Source organism: Pseudochrobactrum albidum, assembly GCF_051851455.1.
GTDB lineage: Bacteria > Pseudomonadota > Alphaproteobacteria > Rhizobiales > Rhizobiaceae > Pseudochrobactrum.
In genome coordinates this window covers 290,066-307,119 of sequence record NZ_JBPVTR010000024.1, presented here as the reverse complement: position 1 = coordinate 307,119, position 17,054 = coordinate 290,066, and the positions used below count along the sequence as shown (strand labels likewise).

Genomic DNA, 17,054 nt, shown 5'->3' with positions numbered 1-17,054 from the left:
CCGGCAGCTTTAATATCTTACAATGCTTGTTGTTTTAAATGTCGTGGACGTTTTATTGTTTTTACATAGAAAACAGGGACTATGTATAATATCCCTACATATGCTGCAACAGTTGTAACAATATTAACAAGTACTGAAAAACTGCTAATACCGCTGGCAAGATAAGCTAAGACTGTTGTAGCTACTAATACCCACTTATAATAATGTGTTTTTTCTTTGGAGAAAACATTGGTTACAGCCCATATCAATGGTGCAGAAGTGGTGTAAAGTGCAGCTACAAGTACAACTCCATAAATTGCACCTAAGATTGGATTGATTTGAGTTCCTAAATGTAGGGTAGGAACCTCGATGCCATGTAGGTCAGTAATGTTGGCCATAAAAGCTAGCAGCATTATGATACAGGCAGCTACATAAACCATTGCTCCGATAATGACGCTTTTTGTTAGCTGGCTGGTGGATGCGGGATTTGTGGTGGCTAGGCCGGAGAGATATGATGCTTGAAAAAGAATGCAATACGAAAAGTACATTATAGCTGCCCAGAGCCAGTTAGTGCTCGGCTTTAGCAGGTCATTTGTAATAATGTACTGATTTCCCGCCTCTAGTCCATCAGGGCCACGTAGTAAGGCTATGATCGCGATGAGCATTACAAAAACAATGATACAAGGACCAATGCTGCCTATAACGTCCACCATTCTTCTCATGCCGAGCAGGCCGGTCATTAGAACAAATACGGTCATGATAATGCGACCGATCTCATTGCCCACCCCAAAATATTGTGAAAATGCTGCGCCTGATCCTGCAATCATGAGGCTTGCCATGCAGAACAAATAGGCGATAGAGAATACAAATAGCGTATTTCCCAAATATTTTCCGCAATAAAATATATATACTTGGTGTAGTGTTGTAAGTTTAAATTCTCTGGAGTCGCGTACAATAAATACTGCGTATGTTCCCCAGAGTATTGCACTAAGCAATATTCCAACAATACCTATATAGCCATAGGACATAAAATATTGCATGATTTCCTGGCCGCTACCAAAGCCAGATCCTGCTAAATAGGCAATATATGCCCCAGACAGCAAGAAAACAGTAAGCAAATTACTTCGTTGCACGGTACCCTCCCGCTTGTGCTTTTAATGAGAAGTAAAATTAGATGATTGTATCTATAACTTTCGCCCATCCATTCTGGGTTGTTGCTTTAAAGTCTGTTATAGAATAACCGCCCCCAAGAATTTTTAAGTTTGCAAAATCTCCTATTGGGTCGCTGGGGGAGCTATTTAAGGTCACTTTCACTTCGGCAAAAGTATTGGAGATAGTTTTGCAAGTGGAAGAGTTGTCGCGCGCTGTGACCCGTTGTGAGAAAATACCTGGTCCATCTGGATTTGGTATTGTTAGCAGGTTTAAATGTGGATAAGTCGTATGAAGACTTGGTACAGTTTCAATAGGCTTGGAGCAATCTAATTGAATATCTATAAGCTTTACTCCGCGCCGAGTTGCTGTACCATGGATGATGTTACCTTTTTTCTCTAAAGTCATGTGGCCAAATTTTTTTGGATATCCCCAGTATCGACCGGTCTCGATCGCAGCATCATCATCCTCCCACTCATACATATAATAACCGCCATATGTATCTTTGTACTTTACGGTAAAGATAATTCCGGCATCCATATATGGCAGTTCTGGGCTTTCTGTGAAATCATTCACATAAATCATGCAACGATTATTTACATATTCAAACGGTGTGACAGATAGATGCTGTAGCAGAATGTCTCTATCTACTTCACAGATTGCATAGACAGTTTTGCTGTTTTTACAGCTATAAGGAAGAACTGGATCTGGCACTAGTGGGGCTTGTATCGGCATATTATTGCCGGCATTCATGATCTTGGACATGCGACCCTCAAATTTTAACAATGCTAAAAAAAAGATATTTTTTTTATATATACTAAAATTAAAAAAGTCGATAGCGTTAAATCACAATCTAAAGCTGTAAGGCAAAGGGTCTACGCTATATCGAAGATCATATTTATATTAGAGTCATCTGAAGTTATTAAGTTAACTGCCATTTCAGTAGGTTATAGACGAGTATGATTTTGTTTGTTTTGTAGGGCACCTATGGGTGCACATATCAGCGCACCAAACGGCGCACGCAAAACCTCTTCTTATTGTAATTAAAAGATAATTTTCTTATTCAGCCTTATGGTGGCGCAACTCGACCGTACCATTTAAATCATAAAAATATCCCGTAACATGTTGTTATAAAAGGGAAAATTGCGCAGATACTTATAGATTTATTGCCTGTCAGTTTTAGCGGGAAGGCTGCGGGAAGTTGTGCGTGATATATCAATTCAGATTAAGAGGCCGGCCTTCTCAATGAGCAGCTTGATATCTGGCAGGAAATAGCCGGTTCAGTGGTGGTGCAGGTTGCATATGGCCGGCAGATGGATCCTGTGAAAATTTACAGCGGACGTTTTTTAAGCGGTGCGTTTGGCTGCCCGTAATTGCTGGCCATAATAATCGGGATCTTGTTTGCGCAAAAATATAGCGAATACTCGTTTCGTTGAAAAAGGAAGACTTTCTTAAGCAGGAAGTATATTGCGGGGGCATGATGATGATTGTGAATACGGTCTGGATCGGTAAAAAATTAGGGCCGGTACATGCTGCATGTCTGCGCTCGTTTGTGCGCCATGGCCATGATGTTGTGCTGCATGCCTATGGGCGGCCGGATGATACTCCCAAAGGGGTAAGGCTTTTTGATGCCGGCAAGCTTATGGGTGAGCATGAAATTTTTGCACATAAATCAACCGGAAGCCTGTCAATTGCCTCTGATATATATCGTTATCGGATACAAAGAGAGGGAATGGGGCTATATGTTGATTGTGATGTTTTTTGCATCAAACCTTTTACAGATAAAGAATATATATTTTCATGGGAAAGTAATATACGCCTTAATAATGCAATTATTAAATTTCCGTCAAACAGCGCATTGTTAAATTCAATTCTGGAGGCATCGGAAAACCCTTACTTTATTCCTCCCTGGTTGCCGGCAAAGAAACAGCGCAAAATGCGTTTTCGCAAAATGATAGGGCGCGGCAAACATATTGCCAATCAGGCGTGGGGCGTTGTCGGGCCTGATCTGTTGACATATCATGTCAGGAGATTGGGCTTGATGGAGCATGCTGCGCCAATCCAGCGTTATTCACCCATGTTTGGTCTTGTCTCAAACATGTTGTTTGAGAGAGGGTTGACGGTCAATGATCTTATCACCTCTCAAACAGAAGGGTTACATTTATATAATTCTGGTTTTACCGGTAAGGAAATATTGCCCGATACCCCGCTATATGAAATTATCAATTCCTGAATTCTGCCACCTTTTACGCAGCCGGTGCACACCCATATTGCAGGGCTGTGCGCCATTTATCTCCCTCATAATTTTGAAGAAAATAAGCGCATAAAGGCTGGCATTTTTTTAAAACAAGGAGCCCTGATCCGGTTCTGCCTGTTTTGCTTTTTTGAGTTTTTTCTCTTTTGCCGCAGGTTTTGCTGCAGGGCGCACCGGTGGCGGATTGCCTTTGGCGCCGGCTATTGCCGCGCGGTCACCGTCATGGAACCGCAATGTCAGATGTTCCCCTTCTGTCAGTGCGGTTGCAGCTTTTACCGGTTGGCCCTGATCATTGATCACAATGGCAAAGCCGCGTTTCAGCACACTGGTGTATGAGAGAGTATCCAGCAAACGTTTGAGTTGCTGATTGCGGCGCAAATATCGCTCCAGATAATGGCTGATTGCCTGATCACCGCGCCTTTGCAAGTGATCAAGGCCAAGCGCCCATTGCCTGCACCGGCGCAAAATCAGCTCGCCGTTCAGCCGTACTGCTATTTGTTGCAGGCTGTTACGGCTGGTGTGTGCCATGAGGGCAAGGGCTCTTGGCAGGCTCAGCCCAATCTGCCGCAGGCGTATTTGGCGCTCGCGGATTTGCTGTTGCAGAAGCCGTGGTGAAAGATGGCGGTGCAAACCATCAAATCGCGCGCGTTTTTGCGCTGTGCCGGTGATAAGGGCGCGGCCAAGTCTTGCCGATGCCTCATCAAAACGCCGCCTTGGCAGGGCAAATAACTGATCTGTTGAGGGGAGTGCCCGCTGCAGGCTGCGATAGGCCTCACGTCTGCGATCCAGCAATCGCGACATGGACGCGCCAAGCCTTGCACTGTGGGAGGCAAGCCGTGCCTGTAATTCCGAGCGCACAGGCACGGCTATTTCGGCAGCGCCTGTGGGGGTCGGGGCGCGTTGATCCGCGGCCAGATCAATCAGTGTCCAGTCGGTTTCATGCCCCACGGCAGAGATGACCGGAAGGGCAGATCCGGCGACAGCGCGCACCACGCTTTCATCATTAAAGCCCCAGAGATCTTCCAGGCTGCCGCCGCCGCGGGCAACAATCAACACATCCGGCCTTGGCAAAACTGTGCCGAAATAACCGGAATTGAAGCCCTGAACGGCACGTGCAACTTCCTCGCCGGTGGTTTCTCCCTGCACCCGCACCGGCCAGACCAGCACATGCAGCGGAAAACGATCGGTAACACGGTGAATAATATCGCGGATAACCGCTCCGGTGGGGGATGTGATGACACCAATGACACGCGGCATAAAAGGCAGCGGTTTTTTGCGTGCTGTATCAAAAAGCCCCTCGCGGGCAAGCCGTTGTTTGCGCTCTTCCAAAAGCGCCATCAATGCGCCTGCGCCGGCCGGTTCCATCTGCTCAATAACAATCTGATATTTGGATGAGCCCGGATAGGTGGTGAGCTTGCCGGTGGCAATCACTTCCATGCCTTCTTCAGGGCGGAATTTGAGCCGGCTCATCGAACCGCGCCATATCACAGCTTCCAGACGGGCGCGTTCATCTTTAAGTGCAAAATAAGCATGGCCGGAAGAGTGCGGGCCGCGATAGCCTGAAATCTCGCCGCGCACCCGCACATGGCTGAATGTGTCTTCAACAGTGCGTTTCAGCGCCCCGGAAATCTCGGAGACAGAATATTCTGCCACATTGGATGTGGCATTTTCTGCTCGGGAAGCCGCATTTTCTGCCTGAGACGAGGGCGAATCTTGAAAAAAGCTCATTCCCTATTGGCCATTTTATAAGGGCAAGGGTCAATAGGCTTCATTGACGCTGCTTGCAAAGGTTCATAGTGCCTGCAAAACTGAAAGCGGGTCTGGCGGTAGATCTGCCGGCCTGAGAATATCTTTTTTAAAGGCAGACTGGATAGCCCGTGCGACCAGATCAATCGCAGGCGCATGGATCCCCTGAGAGCGGATGAGCGAGAGCGCACAGACAGGCAGTTTGGGAAAACCGTCTTTTTCAGTGAGAATACGTAAATCCGGCTCCGCCATATTTTCAGGCATGATGCTGACCGCGCAGCCCGAGCGCACCGCCATGAGAATGGAACGGGCAGAGGAAGTGGATAATATAATCCGGTATTCCCGCTGAATCATACTCAGTGTATCCGTCAGTGCCTTGCGCCAGATGCAATTGGCGCGGTTCATGGCCAGCGGTAATATTTCCCGCTCATGAGGGGAATGCGTGGCTGAGGTAACCCAGACAAGACGGCTGGTATTGAGCACTTCACTTCGTCTTTGTCCGGTTTGCTGGGTAATCAGCGCCAGATCCAGCGCCCCGCGGCGAATATGATCAATCAGCGTATCTGTCGTTTCACATTGCAATATGATTTCAATTGCCGGGTAATTGCAAAAAATCGGCCGCAATGCCTCATAGATCATATGTTCCAGATAGGCATCCGGCAGGCCGATGCGCACTGTGGCTTGTAATTTTTCGGTGCGGAATGAGGCAACCGTTTCGTTGTTCAGCTCCAGCAGGCGTCGGGCATAGGTAAGAAGCTTTTCCCCATGAGGTGTGAGCCGCAGGGTGCGACCATCACGCGTGAAAAGCGGCTTGCCAATCCGTTCTTCCAATCGGCGGATCTGCATGGAGATGGCGGATTGGGTTCTTAAGACAGTATCGGCAGTCTTGGTAAAGCTTCCTGTTTCAGCAATCAGCAAAAAAGTTCTCAGCTGATCAAGGTCAAGAAGTGTTTGCATATAACGCTCCGCTCAGGTTCCGTTAATCATAAGGATTATGGAGCTGAACGCAAACAATTTATTGTAATTATTACTTTATTTTATTCAGATAATTTGAATTGATGCTTTGCTGTCGCAAAATTGCAGAGTAAAAAAAGAGGAGTGCGCATTATGCGCACTCCTGAAGATGTTTATTAATAGGCATAGGCCTGAAAAACCGGTTCGACAGAGCCGCCCCAATCACTGTTAAAATGCGCGAGCATCTGTGTGGATAGTGTTTTTCCGGTGGCAAGAACAGCCTGAAGCGGCTCCAGATATATGCTCTCATCACGCCCGTGAGCATCCGCCAAAGCGCGGTTTTTCAAACCCTTAGCTGATATTTCAACGGCCTGGCGGGCGATATCGGCCAGTTTGCCTTTTCCAAATGGCGTGTTGAGACCGCCGGCCGGTACGCCATTGCGCATGTCACGCACTTGTTCAAATGTCCAGTCTTTTGTCAGGTCAAGGGCGGCATTAAGCGCATCTTTGTCATAAAGCAGCCCCGCCCAGAAGGCCGGAAGTGCCGCAATATGCGCAAGCGGGCCGCCATCAGCGCCGCGCATTTCCAGAAAACGTTTAAGGCGTACTTCCGGAAACAGTGTGGAGAGATGATTGGCCCAGTCGCCTATATTGGGCTTTCCTGCGGCGGGGTGATCTTTTAACGCGCCATCCATAAACTGGCGGAAGGTAATATGGGTGCAATCAATATAATGTCCCCCGCGCATGATAAAGTACATCGGCACGTCCAGAGCCCAGTTTGCATAATCAGCAAAGCCAAAACGCTCGGAAAACACAAAAGGCAGCACGCCGGAGCGATTATTATCCGTATCGCGCCAGATATCCGAGCGCCATGATTGCAGGCCGTTTGGCTTGCCTTCAGTGAAGGGGGATGAGGCAAACAAGGCCGTAGCCACCGATTGCAGCTTCATACCAACCTGCATTTTATGGCGCATATCGGTTTCCGAGCTAAAATCAAGGTTAACCTGAATAGTGGATGTGCGATACATCATATCCAGCCCCTGCGTGCCGACCTTTGGCATATAGCCGGTCATAATGGCATAGCGGGATTTGGGCATGGCAGGGGTTTCAGCAAGGCTCCATTTCGGGCTGCCGCCCATGCCCAGAAAGCCGATGCCAAGCGGCGCGCTGATATCCCGCACTGTCTGCAAATGCCGGCTGGCTTCCGCATAGGTTTGATGAATGGTCTGTAATGGCGCGCCGGACAATTCAAACTGGCCGCCCGGCTCCAGCGAGATGGCGCCCTGACCCTCAGGGTTAACAAGGCCGATCAGCTTGCCTTCATCAATGATAGGATCCCAGCCAAGGCGCTGCTGCATGGCTTCAAGAATCACGCAGATACTTTGCGCCCCTTCATAGGGCACAGGGCTGTTATCCTTTATAAAATAGGGGAATTTCTCATGTTCTGTGCCGATACGCCATCTCTCTTGCGGCTTACAACCTTTAGCGAGATAGCCAGCCAGTTCCTCAATGCCGGAAATGGTTGTTTCGTCTGTTGTATCTCGAGCCATGCTCTGCATTACCCTATTTTGTAGTTATGACTATTCATATATGTGCTTGACGTTTTTTCTTCAAACACGCAAGCGCAAATATCGGGTAATTCTGTATTAAACCCGACATTGTCTGTTTATCTCATAAAGTTTTGGCTAAAATAACTGCAGGAAAGATGGAGGCGGCTCAGTTCCAGTCGCCGATAGCGGCCTGAATCACCGTCATGGCTGCAACGGCGGCAGTGTCGGCACGCAAAATACGGCTACCCAGCGGAATCGCGGTAACAAAGGGCTGCCGGTGAAGAAAACGGCGCTCAGCCTCAGAGAAACCGCCTTCAGGCCCGATAAAAACCCCAAGCGCCTTACCCTTGAGAGGGGTGAGCAGGGGCAGCGGATTGTTGCTGTCATGGGCCTCATCGCAGAAAATCAATGCGCGATCAGCATCCCATTGCTCCATAAATTTATCGAACCGTAACGGCTCACGATATTCAGGCAGGGATAATATGCCGCACTGCTCGGCTGCCTCGCATATATTGGCCCACATGCGCTCACTATTCAGTTTTGGCATCTGGCAATGCTGGGTAATAACCGGCTGCAAAACGGATGCGCCCATTTCAACAGCTTTCTGCACCATATAATCCATGCGTCCGGTTTTGAGCGGTGCAAAACAATAGTGAAAATCCGCCGCCTGCGGTTGCGGGCGTGTTTGTTGTTCAGGGCGCAGGGAGAAGCGTTTTTTACCTGTTTGCACAATATTTGCCAGCCATTCGCCATCATGCCCGTTAAAGAGCAATATCTGGTCGCCATCATGCATTCTAAGCACGTTGAGCAGGTAATGGGCAGTATCGGCCGGCGGCTCAATCATCTGGCCGGCCTGCAAGGGCATATTGGTGAAAATTCGTTGCATTTTATAATTTGCGCGCATGTATGACCGATGGCAGAAGATGAGCCTTCCGGTCAAGAGGCAAAGCGGTTTTGCCAACATAATCGGGGAGGTAACAGGCAAGACGCGGTAAAGACTCACCTGCCTGTTTGTGCTGCGCGGATGACGGGCGGGGGAGTTAAACCTGTTTTACGCGGGGTTTAATGAGCGGATATGGTTATCAACTTGTTACAATTTTGTCTTGTTGCGCTTTGGGCGGCGCAACTTCGTTGCTTATATGCCACAATGGATTTCAAACTGATTTTATAGCGGTTTTTTCGCGGTAAAAGGCGGCAGGTTTCATTGCTGTTAAACTTGTGTGCTTATAGATGAGGGCGTCTTTCAAATCATGCAGGTTTTGTCCGTGCCCGATAAGGCGCGGCGGAACATGCCGGCCTAACTCCGTCGGGGAGAGTTATTTCCATGTCCGTAAAGAGCGCCACGCTCCTGACTATCCTTATGTTGTCAGCTATTTTGTTCACAGGTCTTGGTCTGTTATCGATTGAAACCGGCGGCAATGCGGTTGCCAGTGACGGTTATGGTATTTCCAGCTTTCATCAAAACTGAAATACTTTGATTATTGGCCGGTAAAAAATCAGACCGGCCGGATGGTCGGGTTTGAAAAAAAGAAGCCGCACATAGGATTTTGCGGCTTTGATGGGTTTTTAAGGTCTGCAACCCGTCTGAGATTATCAGTATATGTGGCGGGCAAGACCGGATTGCGGCTGTAAAATCGTTTTTAATGCGGGGTGGATGTCTCATCGCGATATTCAAGAATATCGCCGGGTTGGCAATCAAGCACGCGGCAGATTTTTGCAAGAGTTTCAAAACGTATTCCGCGCACCTTACCAGATTTCAGCAGAGAGACATTGGGCTCCGTAATGCCAATATCTGCGGCAAGCTGGCGGGAGCGGATTTTCTTGCGGGCTAAAACGACATCAAGATTTACAACAATAGACATTATCTCACCTTAATATTGAATAAAAAATACATTTTTACTTGGGGTTAATTTAATTTGCTTGGATTTAATTTAAACTTTAATGCTTGAGGAAACTTCATAATCTGAAGCTCAGAAAAAACTCTGAATGACAATAAATTAACAGCGCAAAAGAAAACGTCCTTTCTCGATTGGAAATTTATAATTCATCATATAAAAAAAACCATAAATGGATACTGCAATAAAATGCAGGTAATAAAAAGGGTGTAAGTAATTTTTATGCTGCCATATTTATTTTATGGTTAATGAATTTATTTATTTTATATGTCTATTTGTTTTTAAAATATATTATATTTTTTTATATATTTAACTTTTAGAATATTCATAAAGTAAATATAATATATTGACTTTCAAAGAATATGTTTTTTCTATTTCTGTAAATAAAAACCCGCATAATAGGGTTATGCGGGTATGCAGCGTCAATATGATGTAATTTTTGCCGTTTATGCTGCAGGCTGCTCTTTGTCTCAGCAGGCAATATCAGCCGAAAGTTGTCGGGTCAGGGCCGATGCGCCCCTCAACGGCATCCAGCTTGTTGATGGCATCATGCTCCGTGCCGGACAGTTTAAAATCAGTCACAGCAAAATTCTCGCGGATGCGCTGCGGTGTCACGGATTTGGGGATTATGATATTACCGATATCAAGATGCCAGCGCAAAATGATCTGGGCAACGGATTTATTATGTTTGGCGGCGATGGTTGTGAGAACCGGATTATCCAGAATTTTACCCTGGCCAAGCGGGCTCCAAGCTTCTGTGGCAATATTATGCTGCTGATGATATTGGCGCAGCTCATCCTGTTGAAAATAAGGATGCAGCTCAATCTGGTTTACAGCCGGAATAATATCTGTCTCCTTCTGCAGGCGGCGCAGGTCAGCGGTGCGGAAATTGGACACACCGATAGATTTAACGCGCCCTTCCTCGCGCAGCCTGATCAGAGCCCTCCATGTATCTGAAAACAGATCCTTATTGGGCATTGGCCAGTGTATAAGATAAAGATCAAAATAATCTGTACCAAGGCGGTCTGATGAGGCTTCAAAGGCTTTTAGTGTTGCATCATAGCCCTGATCATCATTCCACACTTTTGTGGTAAGAAAGATATCCTTGCGTGCAATGCCGGAATTGCGGATAGCCCGCCCCACACCCTGCTCATTCTTGTAAATGGCGGCGGTATCAATATGGCGATAACCGGTTTCCAGTGCCGTGGAAACACTCGTTACCGCCTCTTCATCGCTGATGCGCCACACACCGAAACCGAGTTGCGGAATAAAGTTGCCGTCATTCAGTTTAATTGCAGCTACGGTCATATTCTTATTCCTTTTCTGTTTTTTGCGCCGGCAGTGTCTTGGTCATGCAAGCCATCCGGCGAAGCATTACGCAGTAATGCAATCTTGAATCAGTTCCTGATATTTTTGCAAGTCTGCTTGCGGGCAAAATTATAAATTGTTCGGGAGAGGCTTGTTATTCTGTTGGCGGATGGTTGCCCCGCCGTGCGGGAGGGGATTTTTTGTTTGCAATAAATTACCGCTTTGCCGAAATTGTTAAAGGAAAAGCCTGTATTCTCCGGCAGGTTGCAGAAAATACAGGCCTTGTAAAATATTGATATTTTTATGTTTAAGCTGTTTTATTGCCGAGTGCGGTAATTTTTCGTCAATGCCGGAACCTGCATTGTGAAACAAGAAAAACGGCAATGCGGAAACAAAATACCCCTCACATAACGATAACTTTGGTGCCCACCGTTACGCGGTTGTAGAGGTCTTCCACATCCTGATTGCGCATACGTATGCATCCTGAAGAAACAGCCTTGCCGATTGTGGAAGGCGCATTGGTGCCGTGGATGCGATACAGGGTATTTCCCAGATAGAGCGCGCGCGCTCCAAGCGGATTATTAATGCCGCCCTTCATCTGTGCAGGCAGGATGCGGCCTTTTTTGCGCTCACGGGCAATCATGGCTGCCGGCGGTGTCCATGTCGGCCATTCGGCCTTGCGGCTGATTGTCTGCGTGCCTTTCCAGCTGAAGCCTTGTTTGCCAACGCCCACGCCGTAACGGCGGGCTTTGCCATTTTGTCCCACGAGATAAAGGAATTTGTTTTTCGTATCGATAACAATGGTGCCGGGCTTGTGATCTTTATTATAGTCAACATCTTGCGGCAGATAAACCGGATTAAGGCCGCCGGCTGCGCGTTTGGGGTTTGCTGGCGCTGCAACACTGGCGCGAATAACAGGCGCTTGCTGGGGTGTTGTGGCTTTGCGCGCAGCCGAGGTTGTTTTTTTAGCGGGTTTTTGTGTGGTTGCTTTTTGTGGGAGGCGGGGTTGTGCCTTGGGTGAATAGGCAGGGGAAGGGGAAGAAGAGCGGTATTGAGAGGCGGGCTGGACGGGTTGCAACTGTGTAACCCATGGCGCACTCACATCCGGGCTCACGGTCACAGGCGGGGGAATGGCATAGCGATCATTGGCAAATGCGCCTCCCGCAGAAAGGGCAGACAAGGCAAATGCGGCAATGGATGCAATCAGCAAAAGATGGCGCGGCTTCATCAGATCGTCCTTTGTAGCTGTGTTGCGATGCAGGGCGGTTTATCTCTTTGCAATATGAAATTGTTCTCCTGCAAACTGTGCCGGTAAGCCCTTGTAAAAAAGTGAATCTGCCTGATGCATGGCCGGATATGACCTGAAAAGCTGTGATTGTGGTTATCAGCAGGTAAATGCTGCCAAAATCACAGTGAGAGATGTAGTCGAATTCAGGGTAAATTTGTTCTTTTTTTGTTCCAAGTCAAATAAAATATGCTATGAGAGGGAAAAACTTTTTTGCAGGTGTTTCATGAGTGAAGAAATCAGGCGCAATACAGCATTGCTGGCAGATGGCCTTTGCCGTGGCGAGGATGGCAAAATCCGTTGTAGCTGGCATGGGAACTTGCCGGATTATCAGCATTATCACGATAATGAATGGGGACATCCGGTGGATAGTGATTTTCGTCTTTTTGAGAAAATCTGCCTTGAGGGGTTCCAGTCCGGCCTGTCATGGCTGACAATCCTGCGCAAAAGGGAGAGTTTTCGCAAAGCCTTTGCCGGATTTGATTTTTATAAAGTGGCTGCATTTACCGAGGCTGATATTGAGCGGTTGATGCAGGATAAGGGCATTGTGCGCCATCGCGGCAAGATCCGGTCGGTGGTGAATAATGCCGCGCGCGCCATCGAGCTTGTGGGCGAAAAGGGCTCTTTGGCTGCTTATTTCTGGCGTTTTGAGCCCGATGCCGCCAAGCGTCCTCAGCATATTGATCTGGCCACATTGCGTGCCAATCCGCTGACGGAAACCTCATCGCTTATTTCCGGAGATCTGAAGAAGCGCGGCTGGACTTTTGTCGGGCCGACAACGGTTTATGCCTTTATGCAGGCGATGGGGATGGTGAATGATCATCTGGAGGGGTGTTATTGCCGCCCTGTGATTGATCGCCTGCGGCAGGATTTTATACGCCCTTCATAAGAACTGTTACAAAGATGTGCCGTAAAATGCGGTTTTACAGCTTGCGAAGTTGCGATGAATAGTCTTTCCGTGTTGATCTTGCTCTTGCCGCATGCAAGCTGATCAGCTAGGAAACATGCGCGCCTTCAGGGCATGTAATTCTTAATGATAACTCAAGTTTAGCGGATCAGGATCATGGCAAATAAAGCGGAAAAGATGAAAGCGCGGCTGCCGCGCGGCTTTGTGGACCGTGAGCCCCATGATCTGCGCGCTGCGGAAAAAATGCTCGCCACCATCCGCGAGGTTTATGAACGCTATGGTTTTGATCCGGTTGAGACACCGCTTGTTGAATATACGGATGCGCTTGGCAAATTTCTGCCGGATCAGGATCGCCCGAATGAGGGTGTGTTCTCGCTGCAGGATGATGATGAGCAGTGGCTGTCATTGCGTTATGATCTGACAGCGCCGCTGGCGCGCCATGTGGCTGAAAATTTTAATGAAATCCAGCTGCCCTATCGCACTTACCGCAACGGATGGGTATTTCGTAATGAAAAACCGGGGCCTGGCCGTTTTCGTCAGTTCATGCAGTTTGATGCTGATACGGTTGGCGCGCCGGGCGTTTCTGCCGATGCGGAAATGTGCATGATGGCTGCCGATACGCTGGAGCGCCTTGGTATTTCGCGCGGGGATTATATGATCCGTGTCAATAATCGTAAGGTGCTGGATGGCGTTCTGGAATTAATCGGCCTTGCAGGTGATGAAAATGCCGCGCGCCGTCTTAATGTATTGCGTGCGATTGATAAGCTTGACAAGTTTGGCGCAGAAGGCGTGAAATTGCTGTTGGGAGAAGGCCGCCGGGATGAATCCGGCGATTTCACCAAAGGTGCAGGGCTTGATGCCGCCGCTATTACCAGAGTGCTGGATTTTACCGCAGCAGGCGCTGATAATGGCCGGCAGACCATTGAAAATCTGCGCAAGGTTGTGGCGGGCAGTGCCCGTGGTGCGGAAGGTGTTGAAGAATTGGCGCAGATGCAGGCGCTGTTTGATGCCGGCGGCTATGCCGGCCGTGTTAAAGTTGATCCTTCTGTTGTGCGTGGTCTGGAATATTATACCGGCCCTGTTTATGAGGCCGAGCTGCAATTTGATGTCACCAATGAAAAGGGTGAAAAGGTTGTGTTCGGCTCGGTTGGCGGCGGCGGGCGTTATGATGGTCTGGTCTCGCGTTTTCGTGGCCAGCCGGTGCCTGCCACTGGTTTTTCCATCGGCGTTTCCCGCCTGATGACGGCTTTGAAAAATCTCGGCAAGCTTGGGCAGGAAGAAGAGCTGGCGCCGGTGGTGGTGACGGTAATGGATGGTGATGCGGAAAGCCTTGGCCGCTACCAGAAATTTACACAGGCTCTGCGTGATGCCGGTATCCGTGCGGAAATGTATCAGGGCAACTGGAAGAAATTCGGCAATCAGTTGAAATATGCCGATCGCCGCAATGCACCGCTTGCAATTATTCAAGGCGGTGATGAGCGCGCCAAAGGTGAAGTGCAGATCAAGGATCTGATTGAGGGCAAGCGCCTTTCCGGCGAGATTGCCAGCAATGCAGAATGGCGCGCCAGCCGTCCGGCGCAGATCACCGTTAAGGAGGCGGATCTGGTGGCGCAGGTGCGGCGTATTCTTGATGAGCAGGCGCATGATCGCTTGCAGGAAAAGAACAGGCGGGCAGATTGAAATGGCAAAGCGTCTGACAGCTGATATCGCCGCGGATCTGGCCGCGTATTTCGCACAGTTTTCTACTGAAAATGTGGATATTCCTATTCTCCAGCCCGCTGATCCGTTTCTGGATATGGCGGGTGAGGATTTGCGCAGCCGGATTTTTCTGACTGAGAATGAAAATGGCGACAGCCTTTGCCTGCGTCCTGAATTTACAATTCCGGTATGTCGCAACCATATTGCGCGCAATGCAGCCACGCCCAAACGCTATTCCTATGTGGGGGAGGTGTTTCGCCAGCGCCGTGAGGGCGGCACCAGTTTTTATCAGGCCGGTATTGAGGATCTAGGCGGCGATAATGAGCCGGCCTGTGATGCGCGCTCTTTGAGTGATGCGCTCAATGCGGTGCATTATATTGCGCCGGATGCTCCGTTGCAGGTTTTGTTAGGCGATCAATCGGTGTTTGAGGCTGTGCTTGGTGCGCTTGGCCTGCCGCGTGGCTGGCAGAAAAAACTGGCGCGGGCTTTTGGCAATCCGGCACAGTTGAAAACGGCTTTGCAGGATCTGGCTTCACCGCGCAGCGGCAATGGCGTGCCAGAGCCTTTGCGCCAGCTAGTGGATGAGCATGGTGAGGATGCATTAATTGCCGCACTGGAAGAAGAGATGCGGGCTGCCGGCATTTCTCCGGCTGCAGGGCGCACGCCGGTGGAGATTGCCCGTCGTTTGATGGAAAAGCAACAGCTTGCTGCGGTGCAGCTTGCTGATCGTGTGTTGAATGCCTTGAAAACATTCCTCTCCATTCGCGTGCCTCTGGAGGAGGCTGCCATGCGACTGGAGCAGTTTGCACAGGAGAACGGGCTTGATCTTGGCGCCGCCTTGCAGGGCTTTGGCAAGCGTGTTGAGGAAATGCGGGCAATCGGTATTGATCTTACCCTTGTAACCTATGATGCCGCTTTTGGCCGCCCGCTCGATTATTATACCGGCCTTGTTTACGAAATTACCAATGGTGAGGCTGATTTCGGCGTGATTGTTGGCGGCGGGCGTTATGACCGCCTTCTGACAATGCTTGGCGCTAAAGAGCGGATTTCCGGCGTCGGTTTTTCTATCTGGCTTGATCGCTTGCAACAATGCGCAAAAGCAAAACAGGCAGGAGAACGCTCATGACAGTAACATTGGCTCTGCCATCCAAGGGGCGTCTTAAGGAACAGGCAATTGCTGTGATGGCCAAGGCCGGGCTGCAAGTGGTGCTGCCGGAGGATGAGCGTAATTACCGCGCCCGCATTGCCGGGGTGGATGATATTGATATTTTGTTTCTGTCGGCCTCTGAAATTGCGCGCGAGCTTGGTTACGGCACCGTTGATCTTGGGGTTACGGGTGAGGATCTTATCCGCGAAACACTGGCGCGCGCCGATGAAAAAGTGCGTATTGAAGTGCCTCTTGGTTTCGGCCATGCGGATGTGATCGTGGCTGTGCCTGAAGTCTGGCATGATGTGGATACAATGGCGGATCTGGATGATGTGGCGGCTGATTTCCGTCAGCGTCACGGGCGCCGTTTGCGTATTGCCACCAAATATTGGCGGCTGACACAGCAGTTTTTCTCACAAAAACACGGTATTCAGGTTTATCGCATTGTGGAGAGTTTGGGCGCAACTGAAGGTGCGCCGGCGGCAGGCTCTGCGGATATTATTGTGGATATTACCTCAACCGGTTCCACATTGCGCGCCAATAAGCTGAAAATTCTGCAGGATGGTGTGATGCTGCGCTCACAGGCTTGTCTGGTTTCTGCACGGCGCAGCCTGGATAATCCGCGCGTAACAGAGATTATCGGCCTTATCAGCAACAGTTTGAAATAAAGCTTGTTGGTTTTAAATTTAAAAAAGCCGCTATTCCTCAAGAAGAGCGGCTTTTGGTGTTAAAAGAGTTGAGATTTTGCAAAACTTATCCGCGCCCGCGGCCATCAACCGAGAATAAGCCGGCACCGGTCACAATAAGAAGAAGCAAACCACCGGTAATTGCCAGATTTTTCTGCGCCATAATAATATTAAGCCCCTGAGAAAAATCGAGATGCGCTACCAAAATGGTGCCAATGGTGAATAATGCAATAATTGCAGCCGCAATGCGGATTTTAAAGCCGATAAGAATGGCCAGTCCGCCAATAAATTCAATGAGGCCAACAATCACCGCCATTGCCATCGGGGCGGGCAATTCCAGCCCAAGAAAATATTGCGTAGTGCCCTCAAGGTCGCTCAGCTTAGACCAGCCGGCGAGGATAAAAAGAATAGAAAGAAAAATGCGGGCAATTAAAATAATTGCAGAATTCTGTGCTGGATTAATCATTTCAAGCTCCGAAATTGCGATGAAATAATG

Annotated in this window: 16 protein-coding genes; 6 read left to right on the top strand and 10 right to left on the bottom strand. The window is 48.9% G+C overall.

Annotation, left to right across the window (positions count from 1 at the left end; translation table 11 throughout):
• Positions 1-17: 17 nt before the first annotated feature.
• On the bottom strand, positions 18-1,112 hold the full coding sequence (locus ACSTTO_RS12455) for a YkvI family membrane protein (RefSeq protein WP_439273522.1): 1,095 nt from the start codon (positions 1,110-1,112) through the stop codon (positions 18-20).
• A gap of 37 nt (positions 1,113-1,149) precedes the next feature.
• Positions 1,150-1,893, bottom strand: coding sequence for an acetoacetate decarboxylase family protein (locus ACSTTO_RS12450; RefSeq protein ID WP_439273521.1), 744 nt, complete (start codon positions 1,891-1,893; stop codon positions 1,150-1,152).
• Between the two features lie 712 nt (positions 1,894-2,605).
• Between ACSTTO_RS12450 and ACSTTO_RS12445 the strand changes: the two genes are divergently transcribed.
• Positions 2,606-3,361, top strand: coding sequence for a glycosyltransferase family 32 protein (locus tag ACSTTO_RS12445; protein WP_439273520.1), 756 nt, complete (start codon positions 2,606-2,608; stop codon positions 3,359-3,361).
• Between the two features lie 108 nt (positions 3,362-3,469).
• On the opposite strand, the gene xseA is transcribed toward ACSTTO_RS12445, so the two are convergent.
• The 4 genes from xseA to ACSTTO_RS12425 form a co-directional block, all read right to left on the bottom strand.
• Entirely contained in the window at positions 3,470-5,110 is a 1,641-nt protein-coding gene (xseA, locus tag ACSTTO_RS12440; protein ID WP_439273519.1) for an exodeoxyribonuclease VII large subunit, read from the bottom strand.
• 63 nt (positions 5,111-5,173) lie between these two features.
• Positions 5,174-6,085: a LysR substrate-binding domain-containing protein gene (locus ACSTTO_RS12435; RefSeq protein ID WP_439273518.1), complete on the bottom strand. Its 912-nt coding sequence runs from the start codon at positions 6,083-6,085 to the stop codon at positions 5,174-5,176.
• Between the two features lie 173 nt (positions 6,086-6,258).
• Entirely contained in the window at positions 6,259-7,632 is a 1,374-nt protein-coding gene (locus tag ACSTTO_RS12430) for a glutamate--cysteine ligase (RefSeq protein ID WP_439273517.1), read from the bottom strand.
• Between the two features lie 166 nt (positions 7,633-7,798).
• Positions 7,799-8,536: a 16S rRNA (uracil(1498)-N(3))-methyltransferase gene (locus ACSTTO_RS12425; protein ID WP_439273516.1), complete on the bottom strand. Its 738-nt coding sequence runs from the start codon at positions 8,534-8,536 to the stop codon at positions 7,799-7,801.
• Between the two features lie 420 nt (positions 8,537-8,956).
• Between ACSTTO_RS12425 and ACSTTO_RS12420 the strand changes: the two genes are divergently transcribed.
• Positions 8,957-9,100 (top strand): hypothetical protein, encoded by a 144-nt coding sequence (locus ACSTTO_RS12420; protein WP_439273515.1) that lies wholly within the window; start codon positions 8,957-8,959, stop codon positions 9,098-9,100.
• Between the two features lie 172 nt (positions 9,101-9,272).
• On the opposite strand, the gene ACSTTO_RS12415 is transcribed toward ACSTTO_RS12420, so the two are convergent.
• The 3 genes from ACSTTO_RS12415 to ACSTTO_RS12405 form a co-directional block, all read right to left on the bottom strand.
• Positions 9,273-9,494, bottom strand: a complete 222-nt coding sequence (locus ACSTTO_RS12415) for a helix-turn-helix domain-containing protein (RefSeq protein WP_439273514.1) — start codon at positions 9,492-9,494, stop codon at positions 9,273-9,275.
• A gap of 516 nt (positions 9,495-10,010) precedes the next feature.
• Positions 10,011-10,835: an aldo/keto reductase gene (locus ACSTTO_RS12410; protein WP_439273513.1), complete on the bottom strand. Its 825-nt coding sequence runs from the start codon at positions 10,833-10,835 to the stop codon at positions 10,011-10,013.
• A gap of 403 nt (positions 10,836-11,238) precedes the next feature.
• A complete protein-coding gene (locus ACSTTO_RS12405) occupies positions 11,239-12,063 on the bottom strand; it encodes a L,D-transpeptidase (RefSeq protein WP_439273512.1) in 825 nt (274 codons plus the stop codon).
• Between the two features lie 283 nt (positions 12,064-12,346).
• Here ACSTTO_RS12405 and ACSTTO_RS12400 point away from each other — a divergent pair, with 283 nt between their 5' ends.
• The 4 genes from ACSTTO_RS12400 (at position 12,347) to hisG (ending at position 16,540) form a co-directional block, all read left to right on the top strand.
• Positions 12,347-13,009 (top strand): DNA-3-methyladenine glycosylase I, encoded by a 663-nt coding sequence (locus tag ACSTTO_RS12400; RefSeq protein WP_439273511.1) that lies wholly within the window; start codon positions 12,347-12,349, stop codon positions 13,007-13,009.
• A 174-nt stretch (positions 13,010-13,183) separates the two neighbouring features.
• Entirely contained in the window at positions 13,184-14,707 is a 1,524-nt protein-coding gene (gene hisS / locus ACSTTO_RS12395) for a histidine--tRNA ligase (protein WP_439273510.1), read from the top strand.
• A 1-nt stretch (position 14,708) separates the two neighbouring features.
• A complete protein-coding gene (locus ACSTTO_RS12390; RefSeq protein WP_439273509.1) occupies positions 14,709-15,851 on the top strand; it encodes an ATP phosphoribosyltransferase regulatory subunit in 1,143 nt (380 codons plus the stop codon).
• On the top strand, positions 15,848-16,540 hold the full coding sequence (gene hisG / locus ACSTTO_RS12385; RefSeq protein WP_439273508.1) for an ATP phosphoribosyltransferase: 693 nt from the start codon (positions 15,848-15,850) through the stop codon (positions 16,538-16,540). The genes ACSTTO_RS12390 and hisG overlap by 4 nt, the downstream gene beginning before the upstream one ends.
• Positions 16,541-16,625: 85 nt before the next feature.
• Here hisG and ACSTTO_RS12380 read toward each other — a convergent pair whose 3' ends face one another.
• Positions 16,626-17,024 carry a DoxX family protein gene (locus tag ACSTTO_RS12380; protein ID WP_439273507.1) on the bottom strand — a complete coding sequence of 133 codons (399 nt, stop codon included), beginning with the start codon at positions 17,022-17,024 and terminating at the stop codon, positions 16,626-16,628.
• Positions 17,025-17,054 lie beyond the last annotated feature (30 nt).

Coding starts and splice junctions, on each gene's coding strand:
- xseA (WP_439273519.1), bottom strand. CDS start 5,110: ATGAGCTTTTTTCAAGATTCGCCCTCGTCTCAGGCAGAAAATGCGGCT.
- ACSTTO_RS12390 (WP_439273509.1), top strand. CDS start 14,709: ATGGCAAAGCGTCTGACAGCTGATATCGCCGCGGATCTGGCCGCGTAT.
- ACSTTO_RS12410 (WP_439273513.1), bottom strand. CDS start 10,835: ATGACCGTAGCTGCAATTAAACTGAATGACGGCAACTTTATTCCGCAA.
- ACSTTO_RS12430 (WP_439273517.1), bottom strand. CDS start 7,632: ATGGCTCGAGATACAACAGACGAAACAACCATTTCCGGCATTGAGGAA.
- ACSTTO_RS12380 (WP_439273507.1), bottom strand. CDS start 17,024: ATGATTAATCCAGCACAGAATTCTGCAATTATTTTAATTGCCCGCATT.
- ACSTTO_RS12435 (WP_439273518.1), bottom strand. CDS start 6,085: ATGCAAACACTTCTTGACCTTGATCAGCTGAGAACTTTTTTGCTGATT.
- ACSTTO_RS12425 (WP_439273516.1), bottom strand. CDS start 8,536: ATGCGCGCAAATTATAAAATGCAACGAATTTTCACCAATATGCCCTTG.
- ACSTTO_RS12420 (WP_439273515.1), top strand. CDS start 8,957: ATGTCCGTAAAGAGCGCCACGCTCCTGACTATCCTTATGTTGTCAGCT.
- ACSTTO_RS12445 (WP_439273520.1), top strand. CDS start 2,606: ATGATGATGATTGTGAATACGGTCTGGATCGGTAAAAAATTAGGGCCG.
- ACSTTO_RS12415 (WP_439273514.1), bottom strand. CDS start 9,494: ATGTCTATTGTTGTAAATCTTGATGTCGTTTTAGCCCGCAAGAAAATC.
- hisG (WP_439273508.1), top strand. CDS start 15,848: ATGACAGTAACATTGGCTCTGCCATCCAAGGGGCGTCTTAAGGAACAG.
- hisS (WP_439273510.1), top strand. CDS start 13,184: ATGGCAAATAAAGCGGAAAAGATGAAAGCGCGGCTGCCGCGCGGCTTT.
- ACSTTO_RS12450 (WP_439273521.1), bottom strand. CDS start 1,893: ATGTCCAAGATCATGAATGCCGGCAATAATATGCCGATACAAGCCCCA.
- ACSTTO_RS12400 (WP_439273511.1), top strand. CDS start 12,347: ATGAGTGAAGAAATCAGGCGCAATACAGCATTGCTGGCAGATGGCCTT.
- ACSTTO_RS12405 (WP_439273512.1), bottom strand. CDS start 12,063: ATGAAGCCGCGCCATCTTTTGCTGATTGCATCCATTGCCGCATTTGCC.